The 18,541-nt window shown below is 70.7% G+C and carries 19 protein-coding genes and 1 pseudogene; 12 read left to right on the forward strand and 8 right to left on the reverse strand.

The window, feature by feature from the left end; genetic code table 11:
- Positions 1-241: 241 nt before the first annotated feature.
- Positions 242-1,840, forward strand: a complete 1,599-nt coding sequence (locus tag OHB21_RS14610) for a dolichyl-phosphate-mannose--protein mannosyltransferase (protein ID WP_195142434.1) — start codon at positions 242-244, stop codon at positions 1,838-1,840.
- On the opposite strand, the gene OHB21_RS14615 is transcribed toward OHB21_RS14610, so the two are convergent.
- Positions 1,837-2,205, reverse strand: a complete 369-nt coding sequence (locus OHB21_RS14615) for a GntR family transcriptional regulator (protein WP_067513492.1) — start codon at positions 2,203-2,205, stop codon at positions 1,837-1,839. The genes OHB21_RS14610 and OHB21_RS14615 overlap by 4 nt on opposite strands.
- Positions 2,206-2,212: 7 nt before the next feature.
- Positions 2,213-3,466 carry an arginine deiminase gene (arcA, locus tag OHB21_RS14620; RefSeq protein ID WP_195124721.1) on the reverse strand — a complete coding sequence of 418 codons (1,254 nt, stop codon included), beginning with the start codon at positions 3,464-3,466 and terminating at the stop codon, positions 2,213-2,215.
- 124 nt (positions 3,467-3,590) lie between these two features.
- Here arcA and soxR point away from each other — a divergent pair, with 124 nt between their 5' ends.
- From soxR to OHB21_RS14645, 5 genes are all read left to right on the forward strand, one after another.
- Positions 3,591-4,076 (forward strand): redox-sensitive transcriptional activator SoxR, encoded by a 486-nt coding sequence (gene soxR, locus OHB21_RS14625; protein ID WP_195124722.1) that lies wholly within the window; start codon positions 3,591-3,593, stop codon positions 4,074-4,076.
- Positions 4,077-4,263: 187 nt separating this feature from the next.
- Complete coding sequence (fepB, locus tag OHB21_RS14630) at positions 4,264-5,220, forward strand: Fe2+-enterobactin ABC transporter substrate-binding protein (RefSeq protein ID WP_195124723.1); 957 nt, start codon at positions 4,264-4,266, stop codon at positions 5,218-5,220.
- A 53-nt stretch (positions 5,221-5,273) separates the two neighbouring features.
- Entirely contained in the window at positions 5,274-6,314 is a 1,041-nt protein-coding gene (locus tag OHB21_RS14635) for a FecCD family ABC transporter permease (RefSeq protein WP_084538105.1), read from the forward strand.
- Positions 6,311-7,354 (forward strand): FecCD family ABC transporter permease, encoded by a 1,044-nt coding sequence (locus OHB21_RS14640; RefSeq protein WP_324192283.1) that lies wholly within the window; start codon positions 6,311-6,313, stop codon positions 7,352-7,354. Before OHB21_RS14635 ends, OHB21_RS14640 begins: the two co-directional genes overlap by 4 nt.
- Positions 7,355-7,366: 12 nt before the next feature.
- Positions 7,367-8,194, forward strand: coding sequence for an ABC transporter ATP-binding protein (locus tag OHB21_RS14645; protein ID WP_195142436.1), 828 nt, complete (start codon positions 7,367-7,369; stop codon positions 8,192-8,194).
- Between the two features lie 4 nt (positions 8,195-8,198).
- Here OHB21_RS14645 and OHB21_RS14650 read toward each other — a convergent pair whose 3' ends face one another.
- Together OHB21_RS14650 and OHB21_RS14655 are read right to left on the reverse strand one after the other, a co-directional pair.
- Positions 8,199-9,053, reverse strand: a complete 855-nt coding sequence (locus tag OHB21_RS14650; protein ID WP_067513544.1) for an SDR family oxidoreductase — start codon at positions 9,051-9,053, stop codon at positions 8,199-8,201.
- A 125-nt stretch (positions 9,054-9,178) separates the two neighbouring features.
- Positions 9,179-9,343, reverse strand: a complete 165-nt coding sequence (locus tag OHB21_RS14655; RefSeq protein ID WP_195124725.1) for a hypothetical protein — start codon at positions 9,341-9,343, stop codon at positions 9,179-9,181.
- Positions 9,344-9,445: 102 nt separating this feature from the next.
- Between OHB21_RS14655 and OHB21_RS14660 the strand changes: the two genes are divergently transcribed.
- Entirely contained in the window at positions 9,446-10,198 is a 753-nt protein-coding gene (locus tag OHB21_RS14660) for an isocitrate lyase/PEP mutase family protein (protein WP_067513499.1), read from the forward strand.
- 19 nt (positions 10,199-10,217) lie between these two features.
- On the opposite strand, the gene OHB21_RS14665 is transcribed toward OHB21_RS14660, so the two are convergent.
- Together OHB21_RS14665 and metG are read right to left on the reverse strand one after the other, a co-directional pair.
- Positions 10,218-10,388, reverse strand: a complete 171-nt coding sequence (locus OHB21_RS14665; RefSeq protein ID WP_113975083.1) for a hypothetical protein — start codon at positions 10,386-10,388, stop codon at positions 10,218-10,220.
- Positions 10,389-10,405: 17 nt separating this feature from the next.
- Positions 10,406-11,992, reverse strand: a complete 1,587-nt coding sequence (gene metG / locus OHB21_RS14670) for a methionine--tRNA ligase (RefSeq protein ID WP_067513501.1) — start codon at positions 11,990-11,992, stop codon at positions 10,406-10,408.
- A 101-nt stretch (positions 11,993-12,093) separates the two neighbouring features.
- Between metG and OHB21_RS14675 the strand changes: the two genes are divergently transcribed.
- The 4 genes and pseudogenes from OHB21_RS14675 to OHB21_RS14690 form a co-directional block, all read left to right on the forward strand.
- The gene (locus tag OHB21_RS14675; RefSeq protein WP_067513503.1) at positions 12,094-12,921 is read left to right on the forward strand and encodes a TatD family hydrolase; all 828 of its coding nucleotides are present in this window, start codon (positions 12,094-12,096) and stop codon (positions 12,919-12,921) included.
- Between the two features lie 343 nt (positions 12,922-13,264).
- A complete protein-coding gene (locus OHB21_RS14680) occupies positions 13,265-14,392 on the forward strand; it encodes a resuscitation-promoting factor (RefSeq protein WP_067513505.1) in 1,128 nt (375 codons plus the stop codon).
- A gap of 403 nt (positions 14,393-14,795) precedes the next feature.
- On the forward strand, positions 14,796-15,677 hold the full coding sequence (gene rsmA / locus OHB21_RS14685) for a 16S rRNA (adenine(1518)-N(6)/adenine(1519)-N(6))-dimethyltransferase RsmA (protein WP_067513506.1): 882 nt from the start codon (positions 14,796-14,798) through the stop codon (positions 15,675-15,677).
- A 40-nt stretch (positions 15,678-15,717) separates the two neighbouring features.
- Positions 15,718-15,981, forward strand: a pseudogene (locus OHB21_RS14690) (cupin domain-containing protein); the annotation flags it as partial.
- A 114-nt stretch (positions 15,982-16,095) separates the two neighbouring features.
- Here the strand turns inward: OHB21_RS14690 and OHB21_RS14695 are convergent.
- Together OHB21_RS14695 and OHB21_RS14700 are read right to left on the reverse strand one after the other, a co-directional pair.
- Complete coding sequence (locus OHB21_RS14695) at positions 16,096-16,992, reverse strand: hypothetical protein (RefSeq protein WP_195124728.1); 897 nt, start codon at positions 16,990-16,992, stop codon at positions 16,096-16,098.
- Entirely contained in the window at positions 16,992-17,198 is a 207-nt protein-coding gene (locus OHB21_RS14700; RefSeq protein ID WP_067513510.1) for a heavy-metal-associated domain-containing protein, read from the reverse strand. Before OHB21_RS14700 ends, OHB21_RS14695 begins: the two co-directional genes overlap by 1 nt.
- Positions 17,199-17,372: 174 nt before the next feature.
- On the opposite strand from OHB21_RS14700, the gene OHB21_RS14705 reads away from it, so the two are divergent.
- The gene (locus tag OHB21_RS14705) at positions 17,373-18,305 is read left to right on the forward strand and encodes a 4-(cytidine 5'-diphospho)-2-C-methyl-D-erythritol kinase (protein WP_067513547.1); all 933 of its coding nucleotides are present in this window, start codon (positions 17,373-17,375) and stop codon (positions 18,303-18,305) included.
- Positions 18,306-18,541 lie beyond the last annotated feature (236 nt).

Below are 18,541 nucleotides of genomic sequence, written 5' to 3' on the forward strand. Positions count from 1 at the left end.
GTTCACAGTTCCCGAGCCAGCCTATCGACACCGCCGGACCACCCGGCATGCCGAACCGTTCGCCTGGCCATTGCTCTCGCCGTAACCCGGACTAAGCGCGCTCGCGGCTGCCGGGTCGGGGTGAGTGCAGCGGCCCGGGCGAAGTGAGGATTCCCAGCACCCGCACCGCGCGCCTGTGATTCGCGCGGTGTCTCGGTCACCGATGCGCGGCCGGTGCGCACCGACCTAATACGATCGGGGCGTGACCCAGGTGACCTCCCGCGCGACCGTAACCGGGGCCGTGCCCACCTGGTCGAGCCCCGCCCCGCTGCGTCCCGCGCCCGATTTCGGGCCCAGCGACACCCTGCGCGGCTGGCTCGTCACCGGGTTCCTCACGTTGATCGCGGCGATCACCCGGTTCGTCAACCTGCACTATCCCACCGACGCGGGCACCCCGGTCTTCGACGAGAAGCACTACGCGCCGCACGCGTGGCAGATGCTCACCGGCGGCGGCGTCGAGGACAACCCCGGTTACGGCCTGATCGTGCACCCGCCGGTCGGCAAACAGATGATCGCCATCGGCGAATTCCTGTTCGGCTACAACGGTTTCGGCTGGCGGTTCGCCTCCGCGGTGGCGGGCACCGTGCTGGTGCTGCTGGTGATCAGGATCGTGCGGCGCATGGCCCGCTCCACGCTGGTCGGCGCGTTCGCGGGCATCCTGGTGATCGCCGACGGCATGCTGTTCGTCACCTCGCGCATGGCGATGCTCGACATCTTCATGGCGGTGTTCGTGGTCGCCGCGTTCGGCTGCCTGATCGTGGACCGCGACGAGGTGCGCGCCAGGATGGCCCGCGTCGACGCGGAGGGCCGCATCGGGCTCACCGCGTTCGGCCCGCGGCTGGGCGTGCGCTGGTGGCGGTTCGGCGCGGGCGTGCTGCTCGGCCTGGCCTGCGGCACCAAATGGTCGGGCCTGTACTACATCGCCGCGTTCGGCCTCATGAGCGTCTGCTTCGACCTCGCCGCCCGCCGCGCCTACGGCGTGCGCAGGCCGTGGTCGGGCACCGCGCTGCGCGATGTGGGCCCGGCGCTGTACGCGCTGGTGGTGATCCCGCTCGGGGTGTATCTGGCCAGTTACTGGGCCTGGTTCGCCAGCGAGACCGGCGTCTACCGCTACGCCGTCGGCAATCAGGTCGGCGAAGGCGGCCCGTGGTCGTTCTTCCCCGACGCGCTGCGCTCGCTGTGGTTCTACAGCGGTGAATCCCTGCGCTTCCATTCCGAACTCACCAACTCGGCGGGCAACCACCACCCCTGGGAATCCAAGCCGTGGACCTGGCCGATGGGCCTGCGCCCGATGCTGTACTACTTCGCCGACAACAACGTGGGCGGCTGCGGCGAGGCCCAATGCGTGAAGGCCGTCATGCTGGTCGGCACCCCGGCCATCTGGTGGGTGGCGCTGCCGGTGCTCGGCTGGATGCTGTGGCGCGCGGTGGTGCGCCGCGACTGGCGCTACGCGGCGGTGCTCACCGGGTACGGCGCGGGCCTGCTGCCCTGGTTCCTCACCTTGGACCGCCAGATGTACTTCTTCTACGCGGTGCCGCTGGCCCCGTTCCTGATGATGGGCATCGCGCTCGTCCTCGGCGACATCCTGGGGCCCGCGCGGCCGGTGCGCGTCGCGCGCAGTCCCAAGGGCACGTTCCTGCCCGCCCCACCCAGCGAACGCTACGGACTCGGCCTGCTGGCGGTCAGCCTCTACCTGGCGCTGGTGATCGTGAACTTCGCCTGGCTGTGGCCGATCCTGACCGGGCAGTCCATCACGCCCGGCTCCTGGCAGGACCACCTCTGGCTGCCGAGCTGGCGCTAGCCCGCCGTCTCCAGCGCCGAGCGCACGAAACCGAGTGCGGCGTCGTCGTCGAGGCCGAGGCGGCGGATGGTCGCCACGTACGCGATGGCGGCGCGCCCGGCCGCGTCCCGGGTGGGATCGCCGGAGGACGCGATGAACGAGCCTTGCCTGCCCCTGGTCTCGATCACGCCGTCGGCCTCCAGTTCGCGGTAGGCCCTGGCGACGGTGTTGGGCGCGAGACCCAGTTGGGCGGCCAGCGCGCGCACGGTCGGGATCTTCGTGCCCGCGGTCAAGCGGCCGGAGCGCACCCGGTCCACCACCGCCAGCCGGAGCTGCTCGTACGGGGGAACGGGCGAGTCGTGGTCGATCCTGACGGTGGTCAGCATGGTCGCCTCAGACGTCGTCGCGGGCCAAGGGGCAGGACAGGCAGCGCGGGCCACCGCGGCCCGAGCCCAGTTCCGAACCGGGGATCGGCAACACCTCGATGCCCGCGTCGGTGAGCCGCGCGTTGGTCATCTCGTTGCGCTCGTAGGCCACCACCACGCCGGGCGCCAGGGCCAGGGTGTTGTTGCCGTCGTCCCACTGTTCGCGTTCGGCGGTGACGCCGTCGAGTCCGGTGTCGATCACCCGGAGTTTGCCGATGCCCATGGCCTCGGCGGCCGCGGGCAGGAACGGGTCGGGCCCGCGCATGGTGACGCCGCCGTGCTCGTAGGCGGTGTAATCGTCGTCGCGGCGAATCGTGAAGGCGCGCAATTCGTCCCGCACGGCGGGGTACATGACCACGGCGTCGGTGTCGACCATGGTGCACACCGTATCGAGGTGCATGGTCGCGCGGGTCTGCGCGATCGGGAGCACCAGCACGGTGTGGGCCAGCCCGTCGTCGAAGAGGCTGCGCGCGAGCGCCTCCGCGCCGGCGGGGGAGGTGCGCTCGCCCACGCCCACCGCCACCACACCGGGCGCGAGCAGCAGCACGTCGCCGCCCTCGATGGGCGCGGTGTGCGATTCGTAGGCGCGGCGCACGCCCAGGAAGCGCGGGTGGAAGGCGTAGATGAGGTCGGTGAGCGAGGTCTCGCGCATCCGCGCGGGCAGCGCCAGCGAGGTGATGGCCACCCTCGGCCCGACCCAGAACGAGGAGTCCCTGGTGAACAGCAGGTTGGGCAGCGGGTCGATGACGAAGTCGGCGCCCTGGTGCATGCGCCGGACCAGCGACGTGGTGTCGTGGCCGAACGGCAGCTCGTCGAAAGTCATACCCGCCATGAGGATTTCGGCCAGCTCCGGGGCGGGCACGCCGCGCAGGTAGGCGGCGAGCTCGTCGGCCAGCGGGTGGCCGAGCCGCCGGGCGTCGACGGCCTTGGAGATGCCCTGGATGCGGGCCGCGCCGCTCACCGCGACGGTCTCGGTGAGCAGGTCCGAGAGCAGCAGGACCTCCACGCCGCGCGCCCGCAGGAGATCGGCGAACAGGTCGTGCTCCTGCTGCGCGCGCTCGACCCACGGGATGCCGTCGAACAGCAGCTGATCGTTATTGCGCGGGGTGAGTCTGCGCAGCTCGGCGCCGGGCCGGTGCAGCAGCACCGTGCGCAGGGCGCCCACCTCGGAGGTCACTCCGTAGCGTGTCCCGCCGTTCACGGGCACAGCATCTGCTCCCATGCTCCGACCGTAGTTCGCCGCGGGCCCGGGAGCACGGAAATCGGCCACCGAATGGCGCGGGGTGTCCGGTTTCGCTCCGCCCCCAGAAAACCTCGACTATTGTTGAGGTGAATGGAGGAGCGTGATGTCGACAGCCGATTGGCGAGCCAAGGAACTGACCCCCGGACAGCTTTCCGAGCGTAGCGGAGTGGCGGTGTCCGCACTGCACTTCTACGAACGGGAGGGTCTGATCTCCAGCCGCCGCACCAGCGGCAATCAGCGCAGGTACACCAGGGAGACGCTGCGCCGGGTCGCGTTCATCCGCATCTCGCAGCGGGTCGGCATCCCGCTGAGCCAGATCCGCGACGCGCTGGACCGCCTGCCGGAGAGCCGCACGCCCACCCGTCGCGACTGGGAGACGGTGTCCACGCTGTGGCGCGAGGACCTCGACGATCGCATCAATCAGCTGACCCGCCTGCGCGACAACCTCACCGGCTGCATCGGCTGCGGCTGCCTCTCGCTGGGCACCTGCAAACTCGTCAACGAGCACGACCGGCTCGGTGAGGAAGGCCCCGGCGCGCACGTGCTCGACACGCATCTGAACTGCCCGACGAAGCCCGCCACCTGCTGAGACGGGGCGGTTGCGGGGAGTTGACCAGGTCGGCTTAGGTTAGCCTATACTTCTGCGGGCAGAGCCTGGAAGTAGTCCGGGTATGGCCACCGATCCATCAGCGTGACCCGGTCGTCCGGGCCCGTCGGACGAAAGGGCACCCATGTCACCCCTGCCTGCCACGTCGAGATCGCCGCGGACGCGTCTCATGGCGCTGCTCGCCCTGCTCTTGGCGGCCGTGCTGGCCGTTGCCGGGTGCTCCGGCTCCGACGACACGTCCGCCACCGGCGACACCGCGTCGTCGGGCGCCTGGCCGCGCACCTTCACCAACGCCGACGGCACCACCACCGAGATCCCCGCTCAGCCGCAGCGGATCGTCTCCACCGGAGTCTCGGTCACCGGCACCCTGCTGGCGATCGACGCGCCCGTGGTGGCCAGCGCCGCCGCCACCGAGGGCAGGTTCTTCGACCAGTGGGCCGACGTGGCCGCCGAGCGCGGGGTCGAAAACCTGTGGTCGGTCGGCACTTTCGACGTCGAGGCCGTGTACGCCGCCGAGCCCGACCTGATCGTGGTGGTGACCTCGGGCCGCGACGCGCTGGTCGACCAGGTCGGCGAACTCGGGCGCATCGCGCCGACCATCGTGGTCGACTACGGCGGCCAGACCTGGCAGTCGCTCGCGCGCCAGCTCGGCACCGCCACCGGTCTGGAGGAGCGCGCCGAGCAGGTGATCGCGGACTTCGACGCGAATGTCGCGGAGGCGAAGGCGAAGATCACCGTGCCCGCGGGCACGGCCAACATCATCTCCTACAACGGCCCCGGCCAGGACAACCCGATCGCCAGGGCGGGCGGCGCGCAGGCCGAACTGCTCACCGCGCTCGGCTTCACCGTGGAGGACCCGGACCCGAGCTGGCACACCCAGCCGCAGCCGCGCGCCGACTTCGTGTGGACCGCCTACGAGAACCTGACCAAGCTCACCGCCGAGACCACGTTCATCCTCAGCGCCGACAACGCCCGCGCCGCCGGGTTCCGCGATGATCCGGTGCTGGCGAATGTGCCGTCGGTCAAGGCGAACCAGGTGTACGGCCTGGGGCTCAACTCGTTCCGCATGGACTACTACAGCGCCATCGAGATCGTCGACGGCGTGGTCGAGAACTTCGGCAAGTGACGGGGTGGCCGCCCGCCCGGCGCGGGCGGCCGTTCCGGCGCACCGACCGCCCCATGTCCACCGTCGCCTATCCGACCCGCCGCCCGCACGCCCGTCAGCGCGCGTTGCGCCGCAACGGCCTGCTGGTGCTGCTCGCGCTGCTGGCCGTCTTCGTCGTGCTCGGCATCATCACCGGCACCACCTCGATCCCGCTCGCCGACACCTGGGACGCGATCGTCGCGTTCGATCCCGCCGACAGCGATCACCTGCTGGTGCGGCACCTGCGCATCCCGCGCACCCTGCTGGGCATCGTGGTCGGCTGCGCGCTCGGCGTGGCGGGCACGATCATGCAGGCGCTCACCCGCAACCCGCTCGCCGATCCCGGCATCCTCGGCGTCAACGCGGGCGCGACCGTCGCGATCGCGGCGGCGATCTCCTTCTTCGGCGTCACCACCGTGAGCGGGTACATGTGGTTCGGGCTGGCGGGCGCCGCGCTGGCCGGCGCGGCGGTCTACCTGCTCGGCGGCGTCGGCCGCGGCACCCACCCCGTGCGGGTGGTACTGGCCGGCGCGGCGCTCACCGTGGTGCTGCTCGCGCTCACCCAGGTGATCCTGGTCAACAGCGAGGAAGCCGTGTTCGACCGCTTCCGGCACTGGATGGTCGGCTCGCTCCAAGGGCGCGGCTACGACGTGCTGATCCCGGTCGTCACGCTGGTCGCCGCTGGCCTGCTCCTGGCGGCCGCGCTGGCCCGGCTGCTGGACGCGGCCGCGCTCGGCCACGACCTGAGCCGGGCGCTGGGCGCGCAACCGCTGCGGGTGTGGGCGCTGTCGGCGGTCGCGGTGATCGTGCTGGCCGGCGCGGCCACGGCCGCGGCGGGGCCCATCGGTTTCGTCGGACTCACCGCGCCGCACATCGCGCGCTTCGTCGCGGGCGCCGATCACCGCTGGGTGCTGCCGTACTCGATGCTGATCTCGGCGGTGCTGGTGGTCGCGGCCGACACGCTGGGCCGGGTGGTGGCGCCGCCCGGCGAGGTGGGCGTCGGCATCATGGTCGCGCTCATGGGCGGACCGTTCTTCGTCGCTCTGGTGCGCCGCCGTCGATTGGTGCAGCTGTGAGCGCGCCGGTGCGGACCACGGGACGGGTGTGGCGGGGGAGCAAGCACTCCGTCGTCATCCGGCCCCGAGTGCTCACCGTCACCGCGATTCTCGCCGCGCTCACGGTCGCGGGCGCGGTCTACGCGATGACGCTCGGCACGCTGCCGATCCCGGTCGCCGACATCCTGGCCACCCTCACCGGCGGCGACGGCGGCCGGTACGAGCGGATCATCCGCGACATCCGGCTGCCGCACGTGGTGACGGCCGTGTGCGCGGGGGCGGCGCTCGGCGTCTCGGGCGCGGTGTTCCAGTCGGTATCGCGCAACGCGCTCGGCTCGCCCGACGTCATCGGCTTCACCACGGGCGCCGCGACGGGCGCGATCGCGCAGATCGTCTTCTTCGGCGCGGGCCCGTTGCAGGTCGCGCTCGGTGCGATCCTGGGCGGCGTCGCGACCGCTGTCGTGGTGTACCTGCTGTCGGTGAAAGCCGGAGTTACCGGCGGATACCGGTTGGTGCTCACCGGTATCGGCGTCGGCGAGGTGCTGGCCGCGCTCAACGGTCTCATGCTCGTGAAGGGCGATCTGGACAACGCGATCGCGGCCGATATGTGGCTGGCCGGCTCTCTGGAGTCGCGCAAGTGGATGCACGCCGTGCCGGTGCTGATCGGCGTGCTGGTGATCGTCCCGCTGATCGCGGTGATCGCGCGGCATTCGACGCTGATGGAGATGGGCGACGACATCGCGGGCCAGCTCGGCGTGCCTGTCGAACGCGTCCGGCTGTCGCTGATCTTCGGCGCGGTCCTGCTGGCCGCGCTGGCCACCGGCGCGGCCGGGCCGATCGCCTTCATCGCCCTCGCCGCACCGCAACTGGTGCTGCGGCTCACCCGATCGACCACGCTGCCGGTCTTCAGCGCGGCGGCGATGGGCGCGTTCCTGCTGGTCACCGCCGACGTGATCACCCGGACCCTGCCGATCGGGGCGAGCGTGCCCATCGGCCGCATGACCGGCATCGTCGGCGGCCTTTATCTCATCTGGCTGCTCAGCCGGTCGAAACAGGTGTAGCGGAGGGATCACATGCCAGAGGCCGACACCACACCCCTGCGCGGGGTGGGACTGGACCTGTCCTACGACTCGCGGCGGGTGGCGAGCGATCTCAGCGTCGACATCCCGGCGGGGGCGATCACCGTCATCCTCGGGCCCAACGCCTGCGGCAAATCGACGCTGCTGCGGGCACTTTCGCGCCTGCTGGTCCCCGACGCCGGGCAGGTGATCCTGGACGGCAAGGACATCCACAAGTATTCGGCGAAGGAGGTGGCGCGCCGGCTCGGCCTGCTACCGCAGACCTCGGTCGCGCCGTTCGGCATCTGCGTCGCGGATCTCGTCGCACGCGGGCGGTTCCCGCACCAGCGGCTGCTGCGACAGTGGTCGCCCGAGGACGAGCGCGTGGTGGCGAAGGCGATGGCGGCGACGTCGATCACCGCGCTGGCCGACCGGCCCGTCGAGGAACTGTCCGGCGGGCAGCGGCAGCGGGTCTGGCTGGCCATGGTGCTCGCGCAGGACACGCCGGTGCTGCTGCTGGACGAACCCACGACCTACCCCGACATCGCCCACCAGCTCGACGTGCTGGAGCTGTGCCGCAGGCTCAACGCCGAGGACGGGCGCACCCTGGTGCTGGTGCTGCACGACCTCAACCAGGCCGCCCGCTACGCCGACCACCTCGTCGTCCTGCGCGAGGGCGCGGTCGTGGCCACCGGCGCGCCCGCCGAGGTGCTGACGCCGGATCTGCTCGAGGCCGTGTTCGGCTTGCGGGCGATGATCATCACCGATCCGGTTTCCGGTGCGCCCCTGGTGATTCCGATCGAGAGCGTGTCCGGGAGCAAGTCCATCGAGCGGGCGGGCTGACCCCCTACTTGGTCAGCGAATCCTGCAACTTGCTGAATTGCGCACTCGCCCTGCGGATCACGAACTCGTAGGGGAAGGCGAACTTGCGCGCCCACCAGTACCCGAACCGGATGTCGAACGAGCTGTAGATCAGGTAGTGGTTGCGCGTGACACCGCGCAGGATCGCCGCCGCCACCTTCTCCGGCGCGACCGCGTGCTTGGTGAACACCTTTGTGAACCGGCGCACCTTCGGATCGTCCTTGTCGACGCCGACCAGTTCGAAGCTGTGCACCAGCGGCGTGTTCACCGCGCCGGGCGCGACCAGGTGCACCGAGATGCCGTGGCGTTCCAGATCGAAGCGCAGCACATCGGACACCCCGCGGATGCCGTACTTGCCCGCGCTGTAGGCGGCGTGCCACGGCAGCGCCAGCAGCCCAGCCGCCGACGACACGTTCACCAGCGCGCCACCCCGCCCGGCCCGCACCATCTCCGGCACGAAGCTCTCGATCACGTGGATCGGGCCCATCAGGTTGATGTCGACCATCCGCTTCCAGTGCCGGTGCTCGAGGTTCTCCACCGTGCCCCAGGTCGACGTGCCCGCCACGTTCATCACCACGTCCAGGCTGCCGTGCGCGGCGTGCACGTCGACGGCGAACGCGGCCACCGCCTCGTAATCGGTGATGTCGAACGCGCGCCAGGCCGGCACCTGTCCGCCCGCCGCCTCGATATCGGCGACCGTGGCGGCCAGCCCCTCGGCGTTGATATCGGTGAGCACCAGCTCACCGCCCGCCTCGGCCACCGCCAGCGCCGTCGCCCGCCCTATCCCGCTGGCCGCCCCCGTCACCAGCACTTTCGCGCCCCGGAAGTCACGGCGGCCGATCCGCCGCCGCCCCACACCTAGCACCACGGCATCCCCATCTCACTAGCCCGATACGGCACCCGCAGGGTACTGCGCGCCGCACGGCGCGCGCCGGGAGACACCGATTATCTGTGCGGGTTCCTACCTCAGCGTTCGGTGGGCGCGGCGCGCAGCTGGGCCAGGAACTCCGTCATCGCCGCCCACATCGCCGCGTTCAGTTCCGTGTGCTGCCCGGTGCCGGTGACCACGCGGTGATCGACGCCGTTCGCCGCGAACCGGGCCACGAGGGCGCCGCGCAGCGGCGACGGCACGGCTCGGGCCGAGTTGTCGAATCTCCCCGCCGAGCGAGCGGTTCACCCGCTGTTCGTGTGTCGCCCGTGCATGAGTACCGCACCGCCGGGGATGATCGGGATATGACCTCTCTCGAAAGCAAGGCCAATGTCCTGCTCGCGCTGCACCGTCCGGGCGACCCGGTGGTCCTGCCCACCGTGTGGGACGCGTGGTCGGCGAATCTCGCTGTGGCGGCCGGATTCTCGGCGCTCACCCTGGGCTCGCACCCCGTCGCCGATTCGGTGGGGCGCGCCGACGGCGAGGGGATGACCTTCACCGAACTGCTCACCCGGGTCCGCCAGATCACCGGCGCCGTCGACGTGCCCGTCTCGGTCGACATCGAATCCGGCTACGGGCTCGGCCCGGCCCAGCTCGTCGAGGGCCTGCTCGAGGTGGGCGCGGTGGGGCTCAATATCGAGGACACCGTGCACGGCGAGGGCAAGCGCCTGCGCGGCGCGGAGGAGCACGCCGAACTGGTGCACGGCTTGCGCGAGTACGCCGACGCCGCGGGCGTGCACCTGGTGGTCAACGCGCGCACCGACTTGTTCCTGCGCCAGGACGGCGACGAGTCCGACCGGGTCGACCGCGTGATCGCCCGGCTGAAGCTGGCCGCCGACGCGGGCGCCGACGTGCTCTACCCGGTCGGCAGGCACGCGGCCGACGTGCAGCGCAGGCTCACCGCCGAACTCCCGCTGCCCGTCAACGCGATCGGCCTGCCGGACAAGTCCGACAAGGCCGAACTCGCCGCGCAGGGCGTCGCCCGCATCAGCTTCGGCCCGTTCCTCCAGGCCGCCCTCGCCGAGGAGGCGAACCGCCTGCTCGCGCGCTGGATCTGAGCGGGCGACGGGGCGAGGCTCACCGCCGCAACGCCCGGTACCGCCGCAGCAACGCGGTGATCCGGGCGTAGTCGCGCGCCCCGTTCAGCTCCGTCAGCAGATCGTCGGGGCACAGCTCGTACAGCTCACCCCGGTAGCGGCGATTCTTGTTGTCCCAGATGCGATATCCGCCGGGAACACCGCGCGCCACGTATCTGCGTCCAGCGATTACGCGTCCTTCTTGTCCAGGTAGCGCGGGTACACGGGCTCCGGTGCGGGCAGCGGGGTGCCGGGCGTGAGTGGGGTGGCGATGTCGGCGAAGGTGCGGCCCTCCTGCGCGAGCAGGTCCAGGATCTTCGCCGACGACGCGGGCAGCACCGGCTGCACCAGTAGCGCGACGATACGCACCACCTCCAGCGTCACGTACAGCACGGTCGCCATCCGGGCCAGGTCCGCCTCGGTGCCCGATTTGCGCAGCGCCCACGGCGCCTGGGCGGAGAAGTACTTGTTCGTCTCGCCCAGCGTCAGCCAGATCGCCTCGAGCGCCAAATGCATCTGCTGCGCGTCGAATTCGGCGCGGCAGCGCTCCAGCAGGCCGTGCGCGCGGTCCAGCAGTGCGCGGTCCTCGTCGGTGAACTCACCGGGCGTGGGCACGGCCGCGCCGCAGTTCTTGTTCACCATGGTCAGACTGCGCTGCACCAGGTTGCCGAACTCGTTGGCCAGATCGCTGTTGATGCGGGAGACGATCGCCTCGTGGCTGTAGCTGCCGTCCTGGCCGTAGGAGATCTCGCGCAGCAGGAAGAAGCGCACCGCGTCGACGCCGTACTCGTTCACGAGCTCGAGCGGGTCGACCACGTTGCCGACCGACTTCGACATCTTCTCGCCCTTGTTGTACAGGAACCCGTGCACGAACACGCGTTTCGGCAGTTCGACGCCGGCCGACATCAGGAACGCCGGCCAGTACACGGTGTGGAATCGGGTGATGTCCTTGCCGATGATGTGCACGTCGGCGGGCCAGAACTTGGTGAACGCCGCCGAATCCGTCTGGGGGAAGCCGACTCCGGTGAGGTAGTTGGTGAGCGCGTCCACCCACACGTACATGACGTGGTCGGGATGGTCGGGCACCGGCACGCCCCAGTCGAACGTGGTGCGCGAGATGGACAGATCCTTCAGCCCGGCCTTCACGTAGCTGACGATCTCGTTGCGGCGCGTGGCGGGCGCGATGAACTCGGGGTGCTCCTCGTAGAGCGCGAGCAGGCGGTCCTGGTACTTCGAGAGCCGGAAGAAGAAGTTGGACTCCTCGGTCCACTCGACGGGCGTGTTCGTCTCGGTGGAGACGCGAGTGCCGTCGTCGAGCAGGGTGGTCTCCTCCTCGGTGTAGAACGCCTCGTCGCGCACCGAGTACCAGCCGGAGTAGTTGTCCAGGTAGATGTCGCCCGCGGCGAGCATCCGCTCCCAGATCGCGATGCTGGCGCGCTTGTGATCCTCGTCGGTGGTGCGGATGAAGCGGTCGTAGGAGATGTCGAGGGTCTTGTCGAGCTGCTCGAACACGTCGGAGTTGCGCCGCGCCAGCTCCTGGACCGGAACGCCCTCCGCCGCCGCGGCCTGCTGCATCTTCTGGCCGTGCTCGTCGGTACCCGTCATGAAGAAGACGTCGTACCCGTCGAGCCGTTTGAACCGGGCCAGGGCGTCGGCCGAGATGTACTCGTAGGCGTGCCCGATATGCGGCGCACCGTTCGGGTACGCGATGGCCGTGGTGATGTAGAAGGCTGGTGCCTCGGCACCAGAGGATGCTGTGCGTCCGGCTGCAGTCATGGTGGCTCTACTGTAGTGCGCGTGCATTCCGTCGCCCACGTGAATATCCGTGTCTGTGTCTCCGGCCCCGGCGCGCCGGTCCGGCTCGCGGGTGAGTGCCGATGAGCGCCAAGCGTTCCGCGCCCGAATTGCCCGAACCGCTGACCCCGCTGGTGGACGCGCACACCCACCTGGACGCGTGCGGTGCGACCGACGCGGCGTCGACCGCGGTGATCGTCGACCGCGCCGAATCGGTGGGTGTGGGCCGCGTGGTGACGGTGGCCGACGACCTGGCCGCCGCCCGGTGGGCCGTCGAGGCCGCGCACTGGGACCCGCGCGTGTACGCGGCCGTGGCGCTGCATCCCACCCGTGCCAACGCGCTCGACGACGCGGCCAAGGCCGAGTTGGAAACCCTGGCGGGCGATCCCCGCGTGGTCGCGGTGGGCGAGACCGGGCTCGACTACTACTGGCCCGGCAAGCTGGACGGCTGCGCCGATATCGAGACCCAGGTCGAGGGCTTCCGCTGGCATATCGACCTGGCCAAGCGGGTGCGCAAACCGCTCATGATCCACAACCGCGAGGCCGACCACGACCTGCTCACGGTGCTGCTGGACGAGGGCGCGCCGCCGACCGTGATCTTCCACTGCTTCTCCTCCGACACGAACATGGCGCTGTCCTGCGTCGCGGAGGGGTATGTGCTCAGCTTCTCCGGCACGGTGAGTTTCAAGAACGCCCACGAGCTGCGCGAGGCCGCCAAGGTGGTGCCCGACGAGCAGATTCTGGTGGAGACCGACGCCCCCTACCTGACCCCGCATCCGTTCCGGGGCGCGCCCAACGAGCCGTACTGCCTGCCGTACACGGTGCGGGCGCTGGCCGAGTTGCGCGGGCAGGATCCGCGGGAGTTGGCGGAGATCACGACCGCCAATGCGCGGCGGGTGTATCGGTTCTGAGCGAGGGGCGGGGAGTGGTTTCTGAGTGAGGTTCGCGGGGAGCGCTGAACTGCTCGGTGAGGTGCGTGGAGCGCTCGTGCGTGGCGCTGGCGCGGGGTGCTCGTGCGTCGGCGCTCGCGCGGTAGTGCTCGTGCGCGGTGCTCGCGCGGAGTAGTGAACGCGGGCGCCCGCGCGACGCGTACCCCGGCGTGTCGCGGGCAAACGCGGAATGTGTTTCAGGTCACTTCCGGTCTCGGAGGCCGTGATCTACCTGCGGCGTCGATATCAATTCGTGATCACCGCTGGTACCGGTCACGGCGGCGCGGTTGTCCAGCGCTGACCGCTTCGTTATCGTACTGTGACCATGTCCCCCTTAACGAGGATCAACCAGTCCCGCTCGCCGCTGTTGTACGCGGCGATCGCGGCGCTGCTGCTGACGCTGATCGTCGGCGCCTCGATGGCGATCGTGAACCGCAAGACGGTCACGGTCGTCGTGGACGGCGAGCGCTCGATCCTGACCACCATGTCCCGTGATGTCGACGGGGTGCTGCGTGCGGCCGGATACGACGTGACCGATCGCGACCTGGTCCGCCCCGGGCGCGGCTCGTCGGTGACCGACGGCGCGACGATCGTGCTGAACCGGGCGCGCGAGGTGGCGCTCACCCTGGACGGCAAGGTCGAGCAGGTGTGGACCACCGGCCTGACCGCGGGCGAGGCCCTCGACGAGCTGAACCTCTCCGCCGAGATGTTCGTCTCTCCGGCCCGCGACGAGCCGCTGCCGCTGGACGGCGCGAAGCTGCACGTGGCCAGCCCGCGCGCGGTGACGCTGGTCGACGGCGCCGGTCAGGCGGTCGACCTGCGGCTGGCCGCGCCGACCGTCGGCGACCTCCTGGCCGTGGCCGGGGTGCCGCTGATCGAGCAGGACACCGTCGAGCCCGCCGCGAGCACCCCGCTGACCGACGGCCAGCACATCGTGGTGACGCGCAAGCGCGTCGAACAGCGCACCGAGACGCTGCCGTTCGACCCGCCGGAGAACGTCATCGAGGACCCCACGCTGAACATGAGTCGCACCATCGTCGAGAATCCCGGCGCGCCGGGCGTGCACGACGTGACCTTCGCGGTGACCCTGGTCAACGGCCAGGAGGTGGAGCGCACGCAGGTGAGCGCCAGCGTGCAGGTCCCCGCGCAGCCGAAGACGGTGCGCAAGGGCGCCAAGCCCGGCACCGAGGTCCCGCCCGTACGCGACGGCCACATCTGGGACGCCCTGGCCCGCTGCGAGTCCAACGGCAACTGGTCCATCAACACCGGCAACGGCTACTACGGCGGCGTGCAGTTCGACCAGAACACCTGGGCCCGCCAGGGCGGCCTCAAATACGCCCCCCGCGCCGACCTGGCCACCCGCGAAGAACAAATCGCCATCGCCGAAGTCACCCGCGCCCGCCAAGGCTGGGGCGCCTGGCCCTCCTGCACCAGCCGCCTCGGGCTGAGCTGAACTCTCCAAGACGAACACCGCGGCGCCGCACGGGAATCCGTGCGGCGCCGCAGTGCGTTCGGCCTCACTCCGATAGGCGTACCGTCCCTGTCGGAGTGAACCGCGTGTACTGGGCGGTGGAGTGATACGGCACGCTGGCGGCCCCACGGCGTTCGGGAGGGACGTGGTGGACCAGCGGTCCGGACGGTGTGTCGTCGGCCAGCCAATTGTTCACAGTGCGGCGAGGAATCAGCAGGTGATGGGACACGTCCGTAGGCGTGAACAAGGCATCGCGAAACACATCGATCACACCGCCACCTCCTTGCCTCCCCATCAAGTATCGCCAGAGGCGCCGGTGTCCGTGTCGTGTCGGCGCACCCGCGCGGTGTCCCGGCGTAGTTCGCCGGGTTGATAGGTTCTAGCGGTGTCCGATGCTGAGGAATCCGCTCGTGGGAGTGCTGCGCTGTTGGGGCCCGCTGAGGTGCGGGTGTTGGCGGAGCGGTTCGGGGTGCGGCCGACGAAGCAGCTCGGGCAGAACTTCGTGCACGACGCGAATACGGTGCGGCGGATCGTGAGTGCGGCGGGGGTGGGGCGCGACGATGTGGTGCTCGAGGTGGGGCCGGGACTGGGGTCGCTGACGCTGGCGCTGCTCGATGTGGTGGACTCGGTGGTCGCCGTCGAGATCGATCCCGTTCTGGCGCGGCATCTTCCGGCCACGGTCGCGGATCGCGCGCCGGAGCTGGCGGACCGCCTGCGGGTTGTGGAAGCTGACGCGCTGCGGGTGAGCGCCGCCGACCTGCCCGCCGAGCCGACCGCGCTGGTGGCGAACCTGCCGTACAACGTGGCGGTCCCCGTGCTGCTGCACCTGCTGGCCGAGCTGCCGAGCCTGCGCACCGCGCTGGTCATGGTGCAGGCCGAGGTCGCCGACCGGCTGGCCGCCGAACCGGGCAGCCGCACCTACGGCGTGCCGAGCGTGAAAGCCGGGTTCTTCGGGACCGTGCGCCGCGCGGGCGCGGTGGGGACCCAAGTGTTCTGGCCGGTGCCGCGCGTCGAATCCGGTCTGGTCCGCGTCGAGCGCTTCGCCGAACCGCCGTGGCCGATCGACGCCGAGCATCGCCGCCGCGTCTTCGAGGTCGTCGACGCCGCGTTCGCCCAGCGCCGCAAGACCTTGCGCGCCGCGCTGGCCGGCTGGGCCGGTTCCCCCGCCGAAGCCGAACGCCGCCTCACCGCGGCGGGCATCGCGCCCACCGCCCGCGGCGAAACCCTCGATACGGCCGCCTTCGTCCGCCTGGCCGAACAGGGCTAGCGCCGGGGGCACGGTCCGGCAGCCCATGTCGTATCGGACCATGCCGAACGAGCCCGTCGAGCCCGCGCTGTTCTCCGAGCAGTGGTTGCCGAAAATCGTGGCGCGGCTCAACGACCACGAGGTCGAGGTGGTCGAGCTCGGCGGAGAGTTCGTGTGGCACATGCACGACGACACTGACGAGCTGTTCTTCGTGATCGCGGGGGAGTTGACCATCCAACTGCGCGACGGCGACCTGCGCCTGGGCCGGGACAGTTGTTCGTGGTGCCGAAAAGGCGTGGAGCACTGCCCGATCGCCGAGGGCGAGGTGCAAATAATGCTCATCGAGCCCGCCGGCGTGGTGAACACCGGCGACGCGGGCGACCCGCTCACGGCGACTCGCCCGCCTGAATCCAGGGCCGACGCGCTGATCGCGATTCGCTCAGCGGTGCCCGTCGCCGTGCTCGTGCGCCCCGTCGGGCGCGAATTCCGTTGTGGAAGCGGCGGGAACGGTGAACTCGGCACGGTGCACCGAACCGCCGTGGGCGAATTCGAGGAAGACGCGATACTCGCCGGATGCCGGGGCGCCCACGGAGAAGGCCACGTCCGGGCCCGCGGGCGTGCTCCCGACCTCGCCCGTCGGATGCGCGTGCATGTAGGCGAGGGTCTTCTCCTCCAGCCCGACCAGGTGCGCGTACGCGCCGAGGTACGGCTCGAGATCGGTGACCGGACGGCCGTCGCGAGTGATGGTGAAGCGCAGCTCGTCCGCCTTGTGCGTGGCGAGCGCGCCCGCGAGCCGCACTTCGTAACCGTCCACCGTCGCGACGTCGGCGGGCGGTGGCAGCGGCCGCGACGGCGCGGGCCCCTCGACGGTGAACTCGCGGCTCAGCACCACACCGTCGAACGCGAGCGCCTTATCGGCCGGCGCGAAATCCGCGAACACGCGATAGACCCCCGGGCTCGCCCAGGTCCAGTCGACAGTCCACGTCCCGTCGGCCGCCATCTGCGGATGCGCATGCCGGAACTCGGCCGTGTCGGACCGCGCCACGATGAGATGCAGCGGCTTCTCGTGCCGGATCTCGAAATCGGTGCAGGGCGCCCCGTCCACCCCGGTGATGCGGAAGCTGAGGGTGCCCGCGCGGCCTGGCACGTCGGGCGCGCTGATCTCGGACATCCGGAAGGCGGATGCCTCCTCCGACAACCCGGTCGGCCAGTAGCTCGCGTCGAAGGCGACTGCGCCGCGCTCCGGCTCACCGACCAGGGCTCCGATCCCCAGTGCGGCGCCCAGGAGCGCGGCGAGTCCCACGCCGACCGCGGCGAACCGCAGCCGGTTCCGCATCAGACGGCGACCTCGTAGCCGGCCTCGTCGACCGCGGCATTGATGTCGGCGTCGGCCAGCGGGCCGGTGCTGTCCACGCGGACCAGTCCGGTCGCCAGGTCGACGTCGACCGAGGTGACGCCGTCGATCTTGCCGATCTCGCTCTTGACCGAGCTGACGCAGTGACCGCAGGTCATGCCCTTGACGGTGTAGGTGGTGGTGGCCATGTCCGACTCCTTCGCTCGCTGACATCATACGGTCCAGGGGTATCCCCGACGACAGCGAAAATACCCTATGGGGGTATCTGTCGGCAAGGTGCGCCCGTGACGCGGCTGACCGGCGGGTGAACGGCCGTCGTCGAGCCCGGCGTTTGTCGCACCCACGCATTAGGCTTGAACCTCGTGTTGTCAGTAGTGCCGAGCCCCGTCACCGTGCGCGCGCCGTCCAAGGTGAACCTCCACCTGGGGGTCGGTGACCTGCGCCCCGACGGTTACCACGATCTGACCACGGTGTTCCAGGCCCTCTCGCTCGGCGACGATCTCGAACTCGCGCCCGCGGCCGCGCTCACCGTCCGGGTGACGGGTGAGGGCGCGAGCGAGGTGCCGACCGACCGCGCCAACCTGGTGTGGAAGGCCGCCGTGCGGTTGGCGCACCTGGCCGGGCGCGCCCCGCTGGTGGAAATCACCATCGCCAAGGGCATCCCGGTCGCGGGCGGGATGGCGGGCGGCAGCGCCGACGCCGCGGCCGCGCTGGTCGGCCTCAACGAACTGTGGGACATCGGGCTGAGCCGCGACGAATTGTCCTCCGTCGCCGCCGAACTCGGCAGCGATGTGCCCTTCGCCCTGCACGGCGGCACCGCACTCGGCACCGGGCGCGGTGAACGACTGCTCCCGGTGTTGTCCCGCAACACTTTTCACTGGGTGCTCGCGCTGGCCAAGGGCGGGCTGTCCACGCCGTCGGTGTTCGCCGAACTGGACCGTTTGCGCGAACAGGGCGACCCGCCGCGCCTCGGCGAACCCCAGCAGCTCATGCAGGCCCTGGCCTCCGGCGACCCGCACCAGCTCGCCCCGCTGCTCGGCAACGATCTGCAAGCCGCCGCCGTCTCCCTGCGCCCCGAACTGCGCCGCACCTTGCGCGGCGGCGTCACCGCGGGCGCCCTGGCCGGACTGGTCTCCGGCTCCGGCCCCACCTGCGCGTTCCTCTGCGAATCCGAGGAGGCCGCCGTCTCGGTGGCGGCGGAACTCGCGGGCGCGGGTGTGGCGCGCGGCATCCGCACCGCCAACGGCCCCGTTCCCGGCGCCCGCGTCATCGATCCGGACCCTCACAAGCGCTGACCCAGGTTCGGTGCACGTCCCCGGTCGAGCGTGGACGACCCAGGCCGAGTGGCGGCGGGCGCGGGCGGGCCGCGACGAGGGTCCGGGCCGCGTCCCACTGCTCCACGTACCGGGGGCACGTGAAACCCGGCAGCCGCGCCGTACCCGGCTCCCGCACCGCGCGGGAGTGCCCCGCACCCCGGGCACGCGACCTGGCGTCGGCCCCACTCTCGGCTCCCACACCGTGCGGGAGTGCT

Origin of the sequence: Nocardia puris, assembly GCF_036051655.1 — a bacterium.
In the GTDB taxonomy this organism is placed as follows: Bacteria; Actinomycetota; Actinomycetes; order Mycobacteriales; family Mycobacteriaceae; genus Nocardia; species Nocardia puris.

Bases quoted from the DNA above. Each gene is read 5' to 3' on its own strand.
- OHB21_RS14615 (WP_067513492.1), bottom strand. From the start codon at position 2,205: ATGCTGACCACCGTCAGGATCGACCACGACTCGCCCGTTCCCCCGTAC.
- arcA (WP_195124721.1), bottom strand. From the start codon at position 3,466: ATGGGAGCAGATGCTGTGCCCGTGAACGGCGGGACACGCTACGGAGTG.
- OHB21_RS14675 (WP_067513503.1), top strand. From the start codon at position 12,094: ATGAGCGCCAAGCGTTCCGCGCCCGAATTGCCCGAACCGCTGACCCCG.
- fepB (WP_195124723.1), top strand. From the start codon at position 4,264: ATGGCGCTGCTCGCCCTGCTCTTGGCGGCCGTGCTGGCCGTTGCCGGG.
- OHB21_RS14635 (WP_084538105.1), top strand. From the start codon at position 5,274: ATGTCCACCGTCGCCTATCCGACCCGCCGCCCGCACGCCCGTCAGCGC.
- OHB21_RS14660 (WP_067513499.1), top strand. From the start codon at position 9,446: ATGACCTCTCTCGAAAGCAAGGCCAATGTCCTGCTCGCGCTGCACCGT.
- OHB21_RS14645 (WP_195142436.1), top strand. From the start codon at position 7,367: ATGCCAGAGGCCGACACCACACCCCTGCGCGGGGTGGGACTGGACCTG.
- soxR (WP_195124722.1), top strand. From the start codon at position 3,591: ATGTCGACAGCCGATTGGCGAGCCAAGGAACTGACCCCCGGACAGCTT.
- OHB21_RS14695 (WP_195124728.1), bottom strand. From the start codon at position 16,992: ATGCGGAACCGGCTGCGGTTCGCCGCGGTCGGCGTGGGACTCGCCGCG.
- OHB21_RS14680 (WP_067513505.1), top strand. From the start codon at position 13,265: ATGTCCCCCTTAACGAGGATCAACCAGTCCCGCTCGCCGCTGTTGTAC.
- OHB21_RS14700 (WP_067513510.1), bottom strand. From the start codon at position 17,198: ATGGCCACCACCACCTACACCGTCAAGGGCATGACCTGCGGTCACTGC.
- metG (WP_067513501.1), bottom strand. From the start codon at position 11,992: ATGACTGCAGCCGGACGCACAGCATCCTCTGGTGCCGAGGCACCAGCC.